Here is a 16,467-nt window from a genome sequence, read left to right as displayed (position 1 = left end):
GCAAGGCGGAGGGTCGCCCTCGTACTGGATGTACGAGGGCGATCCCGACAACGCGGCGAGCGTGCGTGCCAGACGCCGCGAGCCAGGCGCCACTTTGCGGACACGGCCTAGGGGGTGTCTCTTCGATCTTCGCGGGCCCGCGACGCCTGACACGGCACCTCGCCGCACGGCCGGGCCGCCCGAGTACGTCCAAGTACGCGGACGACCCGACCGCACGCCGAGGCACCGCGCCAGACGCCGCGGGCTGATCCACGAAGATCGAAGAGACACCCCCTGGGAATCGCGCGACTCGCCAGGGGAGGACGCCCGTGTCCGGAGAGCCGGGACGCGATCGGTTGATCGCGGGCCGCTACCGTCTGCTGTCCCCGCTGGGCGAGGGCGGCATGGGCACGGTGTGGCGCGCGTACGACGAGGTGCTGCAGCGCGAGGTGGCCGTCAAGGAGGTACGGGCCCCGGCCGGGATGCCCGCACCGGACGTGGAGCGGATGTACGCCCGTCTGGAACGCGAGGCGTGGGCGGCGGCGCGGGTCGCGCATGCCAACGTGGTGACGGTGTACGACGTGGCGATGGAGGGCGGTCGCCCCTGGATCGTCATGGAGCTGGTGCGCGGCCGGTCCCTCGCCGACGTGCTCGGGACGACCGGTCCGCTGCCCCCGCCGGAGGCCGCCCGCGTCGGCGCGGAGGTGCTGGACGCGCTGCGCGCCGCGCACGGGGTCGGCGTGCTGCACCGCGACGTGAAGCCGGCCAACGTCCTGCTGGCGGACGACGGCCGTGTGGTGCTGACCGACTTCGGCATCGCCTCGGTCGAGGGCAGTTCGGCGCTGACCATGGCCGGAGAGGTGATCGGCTCGCCCGAGTTCCTCTCCCCCGAGCGGGCGTTGGGCCGCACGCCCGGTCCCGGCTCGGACCTGTGGTCGCTCGGTGTGCTGCTGTACGCGGCGGTGGAGGGCGGCTCGCCGTTCCGCCACGACACCCCGCTCTCCACCCTGCGCGCCGTGGTGGACGAACCGCTGCCGCCGCCGCGCCTGGCGGGCCCGCTCACCCCGGTGATCGAGGGCCTGCTCCGCAAGGACCCCGAGGAGCGGATGCCCGCCGAGCAGGCCGCGCGCGACCTGCGGCTGATCGCGGCCGGCGGCGCTCCCACGACCCGCGTGCGGTACGTACCGCCGCCTCCGCCGACCGTCCCGCTGCCGGACGCCGCACCCGATCCGGGCCCGCCGGTGCGCGAACGCCGCGCGGGTGTCGTCCTGCTCATCGGCGTCCTCGCCCTGGCCCTCGCGCTGGCCGGACTGGCGTACACCCTGTTCGACCGGGACGGCGGCGACCGGAACGAGGGCGGCGGCACCCCGGTCACGACCGCGGCGACGACCGACGAGCCCCGCTCCGCCACGCCCACCAGCCGCGAGCCGTCACCGTCTTCATCGAGGAGCAGCGCCTCGCCGAGCAGCGAGCCCGCGCAGTCCGTACGGGTCTCGCTGACCGGGACCCACACGCGGTACGAGGGGACCTGTCCGCCGCCGGAGGCCGACTCCCCGGTGTTCACCGCGACGTTCACGGTGGGCAGGCTGCCCGCCGAGGTGCGTTACCGGTGGAAGCTGCGGCACGGCTCGTTCGAGGGCGAGGAGTGGCGCACGCTGTCGTTCCCCGAGGGCGGGGAGCGGACGAAGCGGGCGCGGGTGACCGTGCGGACGAGGGACGAGGACGGGTCCTCGGAGAACGCGGTCGCGGTGGAGGTGCGCGAACCGGTGCGGGTCACGTCCGACGAGGTGCCGTTCTCGGTGACGTGCGAAGACGCGACGGAGACCCCGTCGGACGGGGCCTCCGCTTCTTCCTCGGGCTCACCCTGACACGCCGGAACCGGCAGGGCAGCCTTGCGGACGCGCGCTGTGCCGTGGCTCAGGCGGCGTTGGTGAACACGGGGAGGTAGCCCCCGGACTGTCCGGCCGCGGTCGGGTGGTACGACTCGCCGATGTTGGTCCAGTTGACGCTGTGCAGCCAGGAGTTGCTGGAACAGATCTCGTGACCGGTGAAGGTGGTGCGGACGTCACCGAAGACGAAGCCGTGGGCCTGGGCGCGCTTCTGGATGGCGCTGTTCATGTAGTCGGAGGCGCTGTTGATGGCGGAGCGCTTGGTCTCGGAGAGACCGAGGCAGCTCTGGCCGAGGAGGTAGAAGCGCGGGTAGCCGATGACGACCACGCGGGCGGAGGGGGACCTGGCGCTGATCGCGTTGTACACGGCGTCGAGCTTGCCGGGCAGCGTGGAGTCGACGTAGGCGCGGGCGGTGTTGATCCGGGACAGACAGGTGCTGTCGGAGGAGATGACACAGGTGGTCATGACGTCGGCGAAGCCGGCGTCGTTGCCGCCGATGGTGATGGACACCAGGCCGGTGGAGGAGTTGAGCGAGCCGAGCTGCCCCGCGAGGACGTCGTCGGTGCGGGCGCCCGAGCAGGCGTTGAAGGCGAACGAGGACGGGCCGTGCGCGGCGTTCCACAGGTAGGGGTACGCCTTCGTGCTGCGGTCGCAGTCACCGCTGGAGCTGATGTAACTGCCCGCTCCGACCCCGGAGGAGTAGGAGTCGCCGAGCGCCACATAGCCGCCGGTGGCGGCCTGGGACGGAGCGGCACCGGCGAAGGTGAGGCCGGTGGCGAGGAGGAGTGAAGTCACGTATGCCGCAATTCGGGTACGTCTCATGGAACCTCCCTTTAGCAGGATCTCTGCCACAACTTTGGTACCAGCTACGCGCGTTGACGGGAAGTGTCCATGCCAAAACAATTTCCCCCTCAACCACACGTCGACGGAATCGGCCCCGGACCCTCACCGTCCCGCATATTGCCGGTACGCCTCCGATCTGTTGACGACCCGCCGCATAGCACACCACGTCGAACGGTTCGGGCAGAATTCCCCAGAAGGGGGATGTGCACAGGGGTCGTCTTGACGGCTTCGGAGCGGCTGGGCCACATTGAAGCCCGGCATCCGGCGCGTCGGGGGGCAAAGTCGGCCCATGCGGTCCTCAACTGGCAACAGACCCAGAGCAGACAGGCCCAGAGCAGTCAGGCCCGACGCAGACAGCTCCCGAGCGGACAGCTCCCGAGCGGACAGCTCCGGAGCGGGCGGCGAGGACAGTGCGCCGGCGGGACCGGGGAGGGACCTGCCACCACTGCTCGCCGGAGCCGCGACCGGCATCGCCGCGTGCGGCGCGCTGCTCGCGCTCACCGACTCCGGCTCACCACTGCGGGGGCCGTGCGCGCTGCTGTTCCTGCTCGCCGCACCCGCCCTGGCGATCGCCCGGGCGCTGCGCGGGCTGGACCTTTTCGGCCGGGTGATCACCGCGCTCGCGGGCGCGGTCGCGCTCGACATGCTGGTGGCCGAGACGCTGCTGAGCGTGCATCAGTGGTCGGTGACCGGCGGAATCGTCGCCGTGGCCGTCCTCAGCCTGCTGATCCTCCTGGCCACCGGGGTGCGGGAGCGGGCCGGCCGGGCGCGAGGGCGGGCAGGTCCGGGGGAACGGCCTTCGGAGGGGGTAAAACAGGCCAAAGTTTCGTAACACCCAAACCAACTGAATCGTGAGAGCACGTCCAGGTCTTGCGATTCTGCTTCTATCGTCAATACCGTCTTACATCTCACCCAGATCGGTCCGTCGCCACACGGTTCAGGGGAGGGCTCGGAGCCGTGACGTACCGGGGTGAGGCGCGGTAGGGGGGTGCCGTGCCCGGTGGCCGTACCAAGGTGACCGGGCCGTGCCGCGCGACCGGCCGTCCCTGATCTCTGCGGGGGCGCGGTCAGCTTTGCCAGCTCGTCTTCCGGTGCGGAGAGCGTTCCGCCGTGCCACGACCAGGACGAGAACCCCCCTTTCGAACCGGACACACAGCCGGGCCGCCCGGGGGCGGGCGGTCCACCGGACGAGAGGGACCACAGTCATGAGTTCTGTTCTGCGCACGCCGGGTCCGGACCGCGAGCCGCTGCTCTCGGCCCACTACCGGCCCATCTCCTCGCATCTGGCGATCACTCCGCCGGTGAGCGTGGTGATCCCCGCCATGAACGAGGCGGAGAACCTGCCGTACGTCTTCAAGACGCTGCCGGACTGGATCCACGAAGTGGTCCTGGTCGACGGCGACTCCACCGACGACACCGTGGAGGTGGCCCGCTCGCTGTGGCCGGACGTCAAGGTCGTCCCGCAGCGCGGCAAGGGCAAGGGGGACGCCCTGATCAGCGGGTTCGAGGCATGCTCCGGCGACATCATCGTGATGGTCGACGCGGACGGCTCGGCCGACGGCAACGAGATCGTCTCCTACGTCTCCGCGCTCGTCTCCGGCGCCGACTTCGCCAAGGGCTCCCGGTTCGCCAACGGCGGCGGCACGGACGACATGACCTTCATCCGCAAACTCGGCAACTGGGCGCTGTGCACGGTCGTCAACGCCAAGTTCGGCGCCCGCTACACCGACCTCTGCTACGGCTACAACGCCTTCTGGCGGCACTGCCTGGACAAGATCGACCTGGACTGCACCGGCTTCGAGGTCGAGACCCTGATGAACATCCGGGTGGTCAAGGCCGGGCTGAAGGTGCAGGAGATCCCCAGCCACGAGTACCTCCGCATCCACGGCACCAGCAACCTGCGCGCCGTACGGGACGGGCTGCGGGTCCTCAGAGTGATCCTCGAGGAGCGTTCCGGCCGCCGCGCCCGGCGCCGGGGACGCCGCTCGCCGCTGGCGGACTCCCGTCGGGGAGCGGCGTCTTGACCGCTCCGGAGATCTCCGTCGTGATCTGTGTGTACACCGAGGACCGCTGGGAGGACATCCTCGCCGCGGTCTCCTCGGTGCGCGCCCAGTCCCGCCCGGCGCTGGAGACCCTCCTCGTCGTGGACCACAACACCGCCCTGCTGGACCGGCTGACGCACGAGTTCAAGGAGCCGGCTGCGGGCGGTGCGTCCGGTGCCGCCGGCGCCGTCGGTGCCGTCGGTGCCGTCGGTGCCGTCCGGGTGCTCGCCAACGCCGGTCCGCGGGGCCTGTCCGCGGGCCGCAACACCGGGGTCGCCGCGTCCCGGGGCGAGGTGATCGCGTTCCTCGACGACGACGCCGTGGCCGAGCGGGACTGGCTGCGCCGCTTCGCCGAGGGGTACGCCGACCCGCGCGTCCTGGCGGTCGGCGGCCGGACCGAGCCCGTGTGGGCCTCGGGCCGGCGGCCCGTCTGGTTCCCGGAGGAGTTCGACTGGGTGGTGGGCTGCACCTACCGGGGCCTGCCGCCCGGCCGGGTCCGGGTGCGCAACGTGCTGGGCGGCAACGCCTCCTTCAGGCGCACCGCGTTCGACGTGGCGGGCGGCTTCGCCACCGGCATCGGCCGCGACGGCGACCGCCGCCCGCTGGGCTGCGAGGAGACGGAACTGTGCATCCGCCTCACCCGCGCCCGGCCCGACGCCGTGCTCCTGATCGACGACCGGGCGGTGATCCACCACCGGGTGCCCGAGGCCCGCGAGCGGTTCGCCTACTTCCGCACCCGCGCCTACGCCGAGGGGCTGTCCAAGGCGCTGGTGGCGCGGAGCGTGGGCGCGTCGAAGGGGCTGGAGTCCGAACGGCGTTACGCCACGAAGGTGCTGCCCGCCGGGGTCGCGCGCGGTCTGCGCGACGCCCTGCTCGCCCGTCCGGGCGGTGCGGGGCGCGCGGGCGCCATCATCACGGGTGTGCTCACGGCGGCGGGCGGCTACCTGGTCGGCAGCGTGCGCGCCCGGTGCGGCGGAGCCCGGTTCGCGGTGCCCCCGGTGGAGGTGCGCGGATGACCGGGACGGCGGTACCGATCCTCATGTACCACGCGGTGGCGACCGCGCCCAACGACGCCACCCGCGCCCTGTCGGTGGCACCGGAGGCGTTCGCCGGGCAGATGGCGCTCATCGACGATCTGGGCCTGACCCCGCTCACCACCGCCGCGCTCGCAGACCACTGGCGCCACGGGCGCCCGCTGCCCGCCCGGCCGGTGCTGATCACCTTCGACGACGGTTACGAGGGCGTCCACCGGCACGCCCTGCCGGTGCTCGCCGAGCACGGTTTCCCGGCGACCCTGTTCGCCTCCACCGGCTGGATCAGGGGACCGCACGACACCGGGGGCGGCCTGGACGCCATGCTCGACTGGGCCCAGGTGCGCGAACTCGCCGACGGAGGGGTCGAGATCGGCGGCCACAGCCACAGCCATCCGCAGCTCGACCAGCTGGACGACGACGCCCTGGCCGCCGAGCTGGAACACAGCACCGGCCTCCTCACCGCCGAACTGGGCTCGCGCCCGGTGTCCTTCGCCTACCCCTACGGCTACTCCAGCCGCCGGGTGCGGCGAGCCGTGCGGGAGGCGGGCTACGCCCAGGCGCTCGCGGTCGGCAACGCGCTCGCCCGGCGCGGGCAGGGCCCGTACGCGCTGCGCCGGGTCACCGTGCGGCGGAGCACGGGGGCGGCCGAGTTCACGCGGCTGCTGCAAGGGCGGTCCCTCGCACGCGACTTCGCCAGGGACCGGGCACTCACCAAGGGATACGCGCTCGTGCGCAGAACCCGCCAGGTCTGCCGGAAGGCCATCCTCGCCCGTGTCTGACACGACCACCGCCCAAGAGTCCGCCCCGGCCGTGTCCGCGCCGGGGCGCCGTCCGCGCCTGCTCCTGCCGGGGCGCGCGGCCGGCGGCGACCCGCTGTTCCGCAACGCCTACGCGCTGATGGTGAACACCGGCATCTCCGCCGTCCTCGGACTGGGCTTCTGGCTGGCGGCGGCGCGCTACTACTCCGAGTCGGCGGTCGGGCAGGGTTCGGCGGCCATCGCCGCGATGAAGCTCCTCGCCGGACTGACCGCGGTGACCCTGACCGGCGCCCTGGCCCGCTTCATCCCGGTCGCCGGCCGCTCCACCGCCCGGCTCATCTTCCGTACGTACGCCGGGTCCTCGCTGGTGGTGGCGGTGGCGGCGGGGGTGTTCCTGCTGACGCTGCACATGTGGGGGCCCTCGTACCGGTTCCTGCACGGCCCGGTGAGCGGGCTCGGGTTCATCGCGGCGGTGGTGGCCTGGAACGTGCTCACCCTCCAGGACGGGGTGCTGACCGGGCTGCGCAGCGCGCCCTGGGTTCCGGTGGGCAACACCGTGTTCTCCTCGGTGAAGCTGGGGCTGCTGGTGGCGTTCGCCGTGGCGATCCCGGCCGCCGGGGTCTTCGTGTCCTGGGTCGCCGCCATCGCCACCTCGGTGATCCCGCTGGGCTGGCTGGTGTTCCGGCGGCTGGTGCCCCGCCACACGGCGGCGACGGAGGGGCGGGCGCATCCGCCGACGCTGCGGGAGATCGGCCGGTTCCTCGCCGGTGACTACACCGGCTCGCTGTTCTCCCTCGGAGTGGTCTACCTCGTCCCGGTCATCATCGCCTCGCAGGTCAGCGCCGAGGACAACGCGTACTTCTACATCACCACCACCATCGGCGGCACCACCAATCTGCTCGCCGTCAACATGGGCGCCTCGCTCACCGTGGAAGGCTCGCACGACCCGGCGCGGCTGGCCGCCAACACGCGGGCGGCGCTGAAGCGGATGGCCCGGATCATGCTGCCGGTGGCGGGCGTCCTCTTCGTCGGCGCCCCGTGGATTCTGGGCGTGTTCGGCGCGGGGTACGCGGACGCGGCGACCCCGCTGCTGCGCTGGTTCGCGGTCGGCGCGGTGCTGCGGGTGGTGATGGAGACCTACTTCGCGGTGCTCCGCGCGCAGAGCCGGACCGCCGGACTCGCCTGGCTGCAGGGGCTGTTGTGCGTGCTGGTGCTGGGCCTGACCCTGCTGCTCCTGCCCCGGATGGGACTGACCGGCGCGGGCGTCGCGGAGATCTCCAGCCTGGCGGTGATCGTGGCGGTCGCGGCACCCCGTCTGTGGCGGGTCGTCCGGGCGGGCCCGGTGACGGGGGCCCCGGACGGCGACCTGGCGGACCTGGGTTCCCGCGAGACGATCCGGGTACGACCCGTCCGGCGGACCCCCTCCTGGGCGGTGGCCGCCGACAAGGAGGAGGCAGCGGAAGTGGACTCGGTGGACGCGCCCTTCGACGTGGCGCCGCCCGGACGGAAGCGGCCGCCGGCAAAGAGCACCCCGGCCCCGGCCTCATCCCCGGCCCCGCCGCCGTCCCCGGCCCGCCGTTCCCTGGCGCCGACCCGCACCGGCGTGCTCCTCGGCTGCCTCCTGACCGCAGCTCTGGTCCTCTTCTGGGTGCCCGCCCTGCGTCTGACCGACGCCGATCTGGACCGGATGGGCGGCCTCGGCCTGGTGTCGGTGCTGCCCCTGCCGACGCTGGCGGGGGCGGCGCTGCTGGTCACGGTGTTCGCCGCGCTGCTGCGGCTGCGCCGGGAGCACCGGGCCCTGCTGCTGCTCACCCTGGTGGCGACCGTGGTGTCCCTGCACGCGCTGCCCGCCGTGATCGAGAGCGCGCCGAGGTTCCCCACGGCCTGGCAGCACCTGGGCTTCCTGGACTACATCGACCGCACCGGGTCGGCCGTGCCGGATCTGGACGCCCGCTGGAGCTGGCCGGGCTTCTTCGCGGTGATCGCGTTCGCCGCGAAGACGTGCGGGGTGTCCGACTTCACCGAGGTGATCCGCTGGTGGCCGACGGCCGTCCAACTCGCCTATCTAGCACCGATGTTCCTGCTGACGCGGTCACTGCGGGCGGGCTGGCGGGCCCGGTGGACCGGGGTGTGGCTGTTCGCGCTGAGCGGCTGGGTCGGACAGGACTACTTCTCCCCGCAGGGCTTCACCTATCTGCTGTACCTGGTCTTCGTGGCCGTGCTGCTGGTGTGGTTCCGGGCGCCGCACATGATCTGGACCCGGTTCCGGCCGGGTGAGGCGGAGGTCGAGCCCACCGACCGGCGTCAACGCGTCGTGCTGCTGCTGGTGCTGGTCGCCCTGTTCCTGGCCTGCGTCCCGGCACACCAGCTCACCCCGTTCGTGATGCTCGGGGTGCTCACGGCCCTGGTACTGCTCGGCCGGTGCGAACTGCGGGGGCTGCCCCTGCTGTTCGCGGTGGTGGTGACGGTGTGGATCGGCTTCATGGCGGAGCCGTACTGGTCGGGGCACTTCGACGAGCTGTTCGGGGGGCTCGGCGGGGTCGGCGGCAATGTGTCGACCTCGGTCTCCGGCCGTATCGAGGGCGGCAGTTCGACGCACAAGCTGGTGCTGTACACCCGTGTGCTGCTGGCCGGGTCGGTGCTGGCGCTGGCCTGCTGGGGCTGGTGGCGGCGGCGCGTGCTCGGCTACCGCGAACGCTCCCTGCTGGTGCTGGCGTTCGTGCCGTTCCTGGGATTCGGCATGCAGTCGTACGGCGGCGAGATGGCGCTGCGCGTCTTCATGTTCGCCCTGCCGGGTGCGGCCCTGCTGGGCGCGCTCGCGCTGTTCCCGCGGACCGGGGTGAGCGGTGAGGAGCGGGCGCGGGACCGGATGAGCCTGGCCGCGCCGGCCGCGCTCACGGCGGGGCTGCTGCTGATCGGCGGTTTCCTGGTGGCCCGCTGGGGCAACGAGCCGTTCGAGCGGACCCGGCCCGGCGAGGTCGCGGCGATGGACTGGGTGTACGCCCATGACGAGCCGACCGTGCGGCTGCTGTGGCTGACCACGGACACGGTCAACGACGTGACCCCGGCCCTGCCCTGGGGTGCCCGGGACATGGAGCGGGTGAACTATGTGCCCACCCTCGCACCGTCCGACCCGGTGCTGGTGTCCGGACTGGTCGAGTCGCTCCGGGACGCGGGACCCCGGTCGTATCTGATCGTCAACGAGAGCCAGGTCCGCTATCTGGAGCTGGACGCGGGCTATCCGGCGTCCTGGGCGTCCCGGCTGACCCGCACGCTGGACGGCCGCCCGGAGCTGTCCAAGGTCATGGTGAACGGGGACGCGACCGTGTACGCGATGCGCCCGGACGCGAGCGGCGGCGGGGGCGGGCAGGCGGCGGTGCCCGAGCCGGACCCCGGTCCGGTCGGGCCGCGGATCACCTGGACGCCGTGGTCGGTGGTGGGTGCGCTGGCCGCGGCGCTGCTGATCCTGCTGCTGACCGCGCGGGAGGTGGTACGGGTGGCGTTCCGGCCGGGCGTCGCTGTGCTGCGGCGGCTGCAGGGCGGTTTCTGGTTCGCGCTGCCGCTGCTGGCGGTCGTACTGGCCTCGCTGGCGCAGCGGTTCCTGACGATGAGCTGAGGAGGGGCGGGTGGCTCAGCGGTCGAGCCACTTCACCTCGTAGCCGCGCATCTCGAACCGTCTGCCGTCGACGCGGGCGCTGACCGGGCGGTCCAGGGTGTTGACCACCAGCACGGTGTCCCGGCTCGCCAGGACCCTGAGGTCGGTCCGGTCGTCGGCGGCGACGGACACCTTCTCGTACCGGGTGCCGGGCGGGAACGCCTTGCCGAAGCGGGAGACCAGCCCGTACATGGGCAGCTCGCGGCCGCCGTCGCTGTCGCCGGTCGGGGTCCACAGGCAGCCGGGGCAGCCGGGCCCGCTCTTCTTCTCCGGGTTCCAGTAGAAGCCGGATTCGGCGCCGCCCCGGGCCATGGCGATCAGCCCGGCGGCGTGCACGGCGATCCGGCGGGCCTCGGACCAGCCGTCGCGGCGGTCCTGGGAATCGGCGGGTTCCACGTAGTACTCGGCCCACCACAGCGGCAGGCCGTGCGTGCGCTCCCGGACCCACTGGCCGACGGCGGTGAACTTGTCCGTGGCGGCGAACGCGTCGGGGAGCAGTCGGTCGTCGTTGGTGTAGCTGGAGCCGTCGACCACCACGAAGTCGGCGCCGGCCTTGTGGGTGTTCCAGTAGTCGAAGGCGTCCAGCACCCGCTGGTCCATCGCGCCCCAGGGCCCGCGGACCCGGGCCGAGGCGTCGGAGGAGCGCGGGTCGACGCTGTCCATGGGCAGGTAGGGGCCGCCGACGAGGTTGTCCGGGTCGGCCTTCTTCAGCGCCGCGTGGACCAGGTTGTACAGCTTGGTGTACCCCTCGTGGTCCCAGCGGCCCTCCGCCTCGTTCCAGAAGCCCTTGAACTCGTTCCAGACGACGAAGTGGCGTACGTCGGGGTAGCGGCGGGCGACGGTGCCGGCCAGGTCGGCGAAGTCCTGGTAGTGCTCCGGGTCGGGTGCCCGCTCCAGCGAGTCCTGGCTCCAGTCGGTGGTGCCGACGCCGGAGCGGCCGCCCTTCATCCAGTCCGGGGCGCAGCACAGGGTGACGACGGGGGTGCCGCCGGAGGCCCGGATGAAGTCGATGCGGCGGTCGAGGGCGCCGAAGTCGTAGCGTCCTTCGACCGGTTCGGGGTTGTCGGCGCCCCAGCCCATGATCGCCTGGTCCTGCGGGAGCCCGCCGTCGTCCTTGACCAGCCGCGCGACCCGGTCGCTGCCCGCGCCCTGGTCGGCGCTGTACTGGGTGTGGGTGAACCCCCAGCCCACGGAGGGGCGGACGGGTCCTGCCGGTGCGGCGGGCGTGCCGTGCGCCCTGTCGCCGTCACGGGTGGTGCCGTCCGTGCCGGCGCCGCGTCCGGGGAGCGTGTTCAGGAGGGTCACCAGCAGGGCGAGGGCGGTCGCGCCCACGCCGAGCAGGGCGGTGATCCGCCATCTCCGTGCCCCCGTGTACCACCGATGACGTCCCATCATCTCCACAGTAACGGCCCGATCCCGGCATCGGGCGTGAGTTGGGAACACCTGGGGACAAGCCGCGGAATTGCCGTGCGCGCGGTGCGCCGGTGCCCGATCATGGCGGCATGTCCCTGAACCCGCACGACGCTCTGCCCATCCGGTTGAACGTCGACGACTCCGACTCGCCCTCCGACGTCGTCGACGCGCTGTTCCTGGGCCGTTTCGCCACGGGTGAGCAGCCGTTCGCGCAGGCGGCCAACATCGACCGGGTCCGCTCCGGGGCCACCCTGCTGCCCGAGGGCGCCCGCGTGCTGCGGGTGGCCCGCGACGAGGACCGCAGCGCGACCCTCGCCGAGGGCGACGGCTGGACCCTGCTGGTCTCCCGCTGGAACCGGGGCGCGGACGTCACGGTGACCGCGACCACGGCCGAGCTGGCCGAGGAGGTCCTCGGCCGGGCCACCGACGGGGCGACCGACGAGCCCGCCCCGCAGCCGGACGACGTCACGATGGGGTTCTGGTACGTCTCCCCCCGGCGCGGCCCCCACCGCACCACCCGCCAGATCGCGGCCGGCACCTGGGAGGAGGTGCGGGCCAACTACACGGCGCCGGTGGCCCAGGCGATGGACCGCCTGATGGGGACGACGCCGCAGGACATCGCGGGCCGGCTCCTGCTGCTGCACGGGCCGCCGGGCACCGGCAAGACCTCCGCGCTGCGCACGCTGGCCCGTTCCTGGCGCGAGTGGTGCCAGGTGGACTGCGTGCTGGACCCGGAGCGGCTCTTCTCCGACGTGGGCTATCTGATGGACATCGCGATCGGCGAGGAGGACGGCACGGGCAAGGGGCGTTGGCGGCTGCTCCTGCTGGAGGACTGCGACGAGCTGATCAGGGGCGAGGCCCGGCACACCGCGGGCCAGGCGCTGTCGCGGCTGCTGAACCTGACCGACGGGCTGCTCGGCCAGGGCCGCAACGTCCTGGTGGGCGTCACCACCAACGAGGACCTGGAGCGGCTGCACCCGGCCGTGGTCCGGCCCGGCCGGTGTCTGGCCCGGATCGAGGTGGGCCCGCTGACCCGGACGGAGTCGGTGGCGTGGCTCGGCGAGCAGGCGGCGGAGCTGGAGAACGAGCTGGGCCGGGACGGCTCGACGCTGGCCGAGCTGTACGCGCTGCGCCGGGGCACGACGCCCACCTCGGTGCCGGGCGCCCGGGACGGGGCGGACGCGGGGCTGTACCTCTAAGAGGGCGCCTGTCCGCACCAGGATGCTTTCATGGCTGTATGACCCTGTTCGTCGGTACGTCGGGGTGGCAGTACAAGAGCTGGCGGGGCGTGCTGTACCCGGCGGGGGTACCGGTGCGGCTGTGGCTGGAGGAGTACGCGAAGCGGTTCGCCACGGTCGAGCTGAACAACGCCTTCTACCGGCTGCCGTCCCGCGAGAACTTCGAGGCGTGGCGGGAGCGGCTGCCGCCGGGCTTCGTGGTCGCGGTGAAGGCGAGCCGCTATCTGACCCACATCAAGCGGCTGCGGGACCCGGAGGAACCGGTGCACCGGCTGATGAGCCACGCCGAGGGGCTGGGCGCGGACCTCGGGCCGGTCCTGCTCCAGCTCCCGCCGACCCTGCGGGCGGACCCGCCGCTGCTGGACGCCTGCCTGGCCTGCTTCCCGGCGGGCACCCGGGTCGCGGTCGAGCCGCGCCACGACTCCTGGTGCACGCCCGGGACCCGCGAGGTTCTCGTGAGCCGGAAGGCCGCCCTGTGCTGGGCGGACGAGCTGGGGCGCCCGGCCGGCCCGCTGTGGCGGACCGCCGACTGGGGGTACGTGCGCTTCCACCGGGGCCGGGCCAAGCCCTGGCCGCGCTACGGCACGCAGGCGCTGGAGTCCTGGCTGGAGCGCGTCACCACGGCCTGGCCGGACGGACAGGACGTGTACGCCTACTTCAACAACGACCCCCGGGGCGCGGCGGTGAAGGACGCGGCGGAGTTCGCGGATCTGGCCCGGCGGGCCGGGCTCGACGTGACGCGGACACCTGAGCCGTGGGCGCGGCGGTGAGCGCCGTTCAGCCGGCGTCGTAGATCGCGCGCAGCGCGTCGCGGACGGTGGCCAGCGCCTCGTCGTGGTCCAGGCCGAGCCGCCTGGCCCGCTCGGCGTACGCCTGGGCGGCGGTGCTGGCCTCGCGGGTGGCGGCGGGTCCGGCGGCGGCCACGTAGGTGCCGTTGCGCCCCCGGGTCTCGATCACGCCGTCCGCCTCCAGCGCCCGGTAGGCCTTGGCGACGGTGTTCACGGCGAGGCCGAGCGACTCGGCGAGGCCGCGCACGGTCGGCAGCCGGTACCCGGCCGGGAGCACGCCCGCCCGCGCCTGCTCGGAGATCTGCGCCCGGACCTGCTCGTACGGCGGCGCGCTGTCATCGATGTGGATCTTCAGGCTCACAGGGCCGATTCTCCCGCACCGGGCGGAAAATGAGAGGCACTCCGGCGGGCCCGCCCGTACGGTGCGTGCACATGACCGTAGTCGTGCGCGATCTGCGCCCCGATGTGGCCGCCGACACCGAGGGCTTCACCCTGGTGAGACGGCTGGCGCTGCCCTACATCCTGTTCACCCCGGAGTCGGTGCGCCATGTCGTCACCCGGAGCCATCCGGACGCCCGGTTCCGCTCGCTGGTCGCGGAGGAGGACGGCGAGGTGATCGGCACGGCGCAGGTCGCGCTGGCGCACGACAGCACGGAGCCCGGGCAGGCGTACGTGAACGTCCACGTCCGCCCGGACCGCACCGGGCGGGGCGCGGGGCGGCTGCTGGTGGCGGCCGCCGAGGAGTACCTCGGCTCGCTGGGTGCGACGCGGCTGTACTCCTGGGTGCTGGACGAGCCCGCGAACGCGCGGTTCGCCGAACGGCACGGCTACCGGCCCGGCCGTCCGGCCCGCTTCCTCCGGCTCGCCCTGGCGGACGGCACGCTCCCTCCGCTGCCGGACACCCCGCCGGGCGTGGAACTGCGCACGGCCGCCGACTTCGCGGCCGACCCGCGCCCGCTGTTCGAGCTGGACGCGGAGTCGGTGGCGGACGAGCCCGGCGAGGTCACTCTCGCCTACGCGGACTACGAGGCGTGGCTGGAGGAGACCTGGAAGCATCCGCTGCTGGACCTCGGGCTGACCGTCGTGGCGGTGGCCGACGGCCGCGCGGTCGCCTTCAGCGTGGCCTACACCGACGGCGGCACCCGCTACTTCACCGCCATGACCGGCACGTCCCGCGCCTACCGGGGCCGGGGCCTGGCCAAGCTCGCCAAGCTGCACTCGCTGCACCGGGCGCGCGCGGCCGGCCACACCGAGGCGTTCACCGGGAACGACGCGGGCAACGGCCCGATGATCGCGATCAACACATGGCTCGGTTACGAGTTCTGTGCCACGGAGGTGCGTTATGTCCGCGAACTCGGCTGAGCTGTCCGGCGAGTTGGAGATCGTCCTGGTCAAGGGGGGCCGTACGAAGATCCGTTACCCGGCCGCCCTGCTCGGGGACGACGGCACCCGGGTGTCGGTGCGGGCCCCCTGGGCGGGCGAGGGGGTACGGGACTTCGGCTTCGTGCGCTTCGAGCCCGGGGACGTGTTCACCGAGCACTACTGGCGGGACCGCTGGTACGCGGTGAAGGAGGTCCGCGCCCAGGACGGCACCCTGAAGGGCTGGTACTGCGACATCACCCGCCCCGCCGTCCGCTCCGGCGGCGAAGTAGTCGTGGAGGACCTCGACCTGGACCTCTGGGTCTCCGGCGACGGCAAGGACGTACTCCGCCTGGACGAGGACGAGTTCGCGGCGAGCGGCCTGCCGGAGAACGACCCCGCGGCGGCCTCCGCCGCCCGCGCGGCCCTGGACGAACTCGAAACCCTGGCCCGCGCCGAGGGCCTCGCTTCCCTGCTCGCGGCCTGATCCCTAGGGCGTGTCCCACAGCAGGGGGTCACCGGCCAGCGGCACCACGCGTATCCGGCCGGCGAGGGGCGCCAGCAGCCCGGTGACCGTGCCGGCGGGCAGGCCGACCCGGGCGAGGCTCCCCCAGACGCCCTCGACGAGCACGAACCGCCCACCGGGGCGCAGCAGGGTGCGCCAGTGCCGCAGCACCTCGGCGGGCCGGGGCAGCGTCCACAGCACATGACGGACGAGGATCACGTCATGGCCACGCTCCTCCACCGGCGGCCGGGCCGCGTCCCCGGCCAGCACCCGCGCGTCCCGGCCGGCCAGCTTGACGCGGGCCCGCTCGACCATGGCCGGGGAGGCGGGCTGGTCGCCGCCGGGAGTGGCCGCGCAAGCGCTCGCGTGGAGCGTGGCTTCTCTCTCCCCACCCGCCACTGACAACGACGTCCCGTCAGAGGCCGAGCCGCTTGCGGTAGTGGAGGCGGTCGTACGGGCCGTCTACCCGGCGTTCCACCAGGTCGTAGCCGTAGCGGGGGTAGATCCGCTGGTTCTCCCACATGAGGGCGTTGGTGTAGAGCCGGATCTCGGGGAGGGCCAGGGCGCGGGCGTGCGCCTCCACGAAGCGCAGCAGCAGGCGGCCGACGCCCCGGCCGTGGGCGTCGGGGTGGACGGCGACGCTGTCGAGGGCGAGGTGGCCGGGGAAGGGCCGGACCACCACGAGCCCGGCGACCGGTTCGCCGGTGACGAACACGCGGCCCGCCGCGATGTCGGCGCCGTGGTCCGCCTCCATGGGCTGGGGCACGACTCCTATGCGCGCGACATAGGGATGGTAGGCGGCGTCGGTGACCGCGCGCACGGCCGCCGCGTCCTCGGCGGTGGCCGCGCGGACCGCGTTCTCCTGGTGATCGTCCATGCCGGCCACGGTAGCGACCTGAGGCCAGCCTGAGCACCGCCTTAAGCCGACCATAAAGATCGGCTCCAGCGGCCCGGAGCGGACCG

Annotated in this window: 14 protein-coding genes and 1 pseudogene; 10 read left to right on the top strand and 5 right to left on the bottom strand. The window is 73.0% G+C overall.

Going from position 1 to position 16,467, the window contains the following annotated elements; all coding sequences use genetic code 11:
- Positions 1-308 precede the first annotated feature (308 nt).
- Positions 309-1,847 carry a serine/threonine-protein kinase gene (locus ABZ898_RS28135; RefSeq protein ID WP_361664724.1) on the top strand — a complete coding sequence of 513 codons (1,539 nt, stop codon included), beginning with the start codon at positions 309-311 and terminating at the stop codon, positions 1,845-1,847.
- A gap of 49 nt (positions 1,848-1,896) precedes the next feature.
- Here ABZ898_RS28135 and ABZ898_RS28130 read toward each other — a convergent pair whose 3' ends face one another.
- A complete protein-coding gene (locus tag ABZ898_RS28130) occupies positions 1,897-2,691 on the bottom strand; it encodes an SGNH/GDSL hydrolase family protein (RefSeq protein WP_361664722.1) in 795 nt (264 codons plus the stop codon).
- A gap of 310 nt (positions 2,692-3,001) precedes the next feature.
- Between ABZ898_RS28130 and ABZ898_RS28125 the strand changes: the two genes are divergently transcribed.
- The 5 genes from ABZ898_RS28125 (at position 3,002) to ABZ898_RS28105 (ending at position 10,162) form a co-directional block, all read left to right on the top strand.
- Positions 3,002-3,544 (top strand): hypothetical protein, encoded by a 543-nt coding sequence (locus ABZ898_RS28125; protein ID WP_361664719.1) that lies wholly within the window; start codon positions 3,002-3,004, stop codon positions 3,542-3,544.
- A 373-nt stretch (positions 3,545-3,917) separates the two neighbouring features.
- Positions 3,918-4,736, top strand: coding sequence for a glycosyltransferase family 2 protein (locus tag ABZ898_RS28120; protein WP_361664716.1), 819 nt, complete (start codon positions 3,918-3,920; stop codon positions 4,734-4,736).
- Positions 4,733-5,770, top strand: a complete 1,038-nt coding sequence (locus tag ABZ898_RS28115; RefSeq protein ID WP_361664713.1) for a glycosyltransferase family 2 protein — start codon at positions 4,733-4,735, stop codon at positions 5,768-5,770. Before ABZ898_RS28120 ends, ABZ898_RS28115 begins: the two co-directional genes overlap by 4 nt.
- Positions 5,767-6,567: a polysaccharide deacetylase family protein gene (locus tag ABZ898_RS28110; RefSeq protein ID WP_361664710.1), complete on the top strand. Its 801-nt coding sequence runs from the start codon at positions 5,767-5,769 to the stop codon at positions 6,565-6,567. The genes ABZ898_RS28115 and ABZ898_RS28110 overlap by 4 nt, the downstream gene beginning before the upstream one ends.
- Entirely contained in the window at positions 6,560-10,162 is a 3,603-nt protein-coding gene (locus ABZ898_RS28105; protein ID WP_361664707.1) for a lipopolysaccharide biosynthesis protein, read from the top strand. Before ABZ898_RS28110 ends, ABZ898_RS28105 begins: the two co-directional genes overlap by 8 nt.
- A gap of 15 nt (positions 10,163-10,177) precedes the next feature.
- On the opposite strand, the gene ABZ898_RS28100 is transcribed toward ABZ898_RS28105, so the two are convergent.
- Entirely contained in the window at positions 10,178-11,593 is a 1,416-nt protein-coding gene (locus tag ABZ898_RS28100) for a xylan 1,4-beta-xylosidase (protein ID WP_361664705.1), read from the bottom strand.
- A 110-nt stretch (positions 11,594-11,703) separates the two neighbouring features.
- Between ABZ898_RS28100 and ABZ898_RS28095 the strand changes: the two genes are divergently transcribed.
- Entirely contained in the window at positions 11,704-12,813 is a 1,110-nt protein-coding gene (locus tag ABZ898_RS28095) for a DUF5925 domain-containing protein (protein ID WP_361664702.1), read from the top strand.
- Between the two features lie 38 nt (positions 12,814-12,851).
- Entirely contained in the window at positions 12,852-13,622 is a 771-nt protein-coding gene (locus tag ABZ898_RS28090; protein ID WP_361664699.1) for a DUF72 domain-containing protein, read from the top strand.
- A 7-nt stretch (positions 13,623-13,629) separates the two neighbouring features.
- Here the strand turns inward: ABZ898_RS28090 and ABZ898_RS28085 are convergent, their stop codons facing one another.
- A complete protein-coding gene (locus tag ABZ898_RS28085; protein ID WP_361664697.1) occupies positions 13,630-14,001 on the bottom strand; it encodes a GntR family transcriptional regulator in 372 nt (123 codons plus the stop codon).
- Positions 14,002-14,072: 71 nt separating this feature from the next.
- On the opposite strand from ABZ898_RS28085, the gene ABZ898_RS28080 reads away from it, so the two are divergent.
- Positions 14,073-15,002 carry a GNAT family N-acetyltransferase gene (locus ABZ898_RS28080; protein ID WP_361664694.1) on the top strand — a complete coding sequence of 310 codons (930 nt, stop codon included), beginning with the start codon at positions 14,073-14,075 and terminating at the stop codon, positions 15,000-15,002.
- Complete coding sequence (locus tag ABZ898_RS28075) at positions 14,983-15,486, top strand: DUF402 domain-containing protein (RefSeq protein WP_361664692.1); 504 nt, start codon at positions 14,983-14,985, stop codon at positions 15,484-15,486. The genes ABZ898_RS28080 and ABZ898_RS28075 overlap by 20 nt, the downstream gene beginning before the upstream one ends.
- A 3-nt stretch (positions 15,487-15,489) precedes the next feature.
- Here the strand turns inward: ABZ898_RS28075 and ABZ898_RS28070 are convergent.
- Both ABZ898_RS28070 and ABZ898_RS28065 read right to left on the bottom strand, forming a co-directional pair.
- Positions 15,490-15,831 (bottom strand): annotated as a pseudogene (locus tag ABZ898_RS28070) (methyltransferase domain-containing protein); the annotation flags it as partial.
- 88 nt (positions 15,832-15,919) lie between these two features.
- Positions 15,920-16,381 (bottom strand): GNAT family N-acetyltransferase, encoded by a 462-nt coding sequence (locus ABZ898_RS28065; protein ID WP_361664689.1) that lies wholly within the window; start codon positions 16,379-16,381, stop codon positions 15,920-15,922.
- Positions 16,382-16,467: the final 86 nt, after the last annotated feature.

It is taken from the genome of Streptomyces sp. NPDC046860 (assembly GCF_040645115.1).
GTDB lineage: Bacteria > Actinomycetota > Actinomycetes > Streptomycetales > Streptomycetaceae > Streptomyces.
The sequence above is the reverse complement of the archived record's forward strand: the minus strand, read 5'-3'. Positions and strand labels throughout refer to the sequence as shown.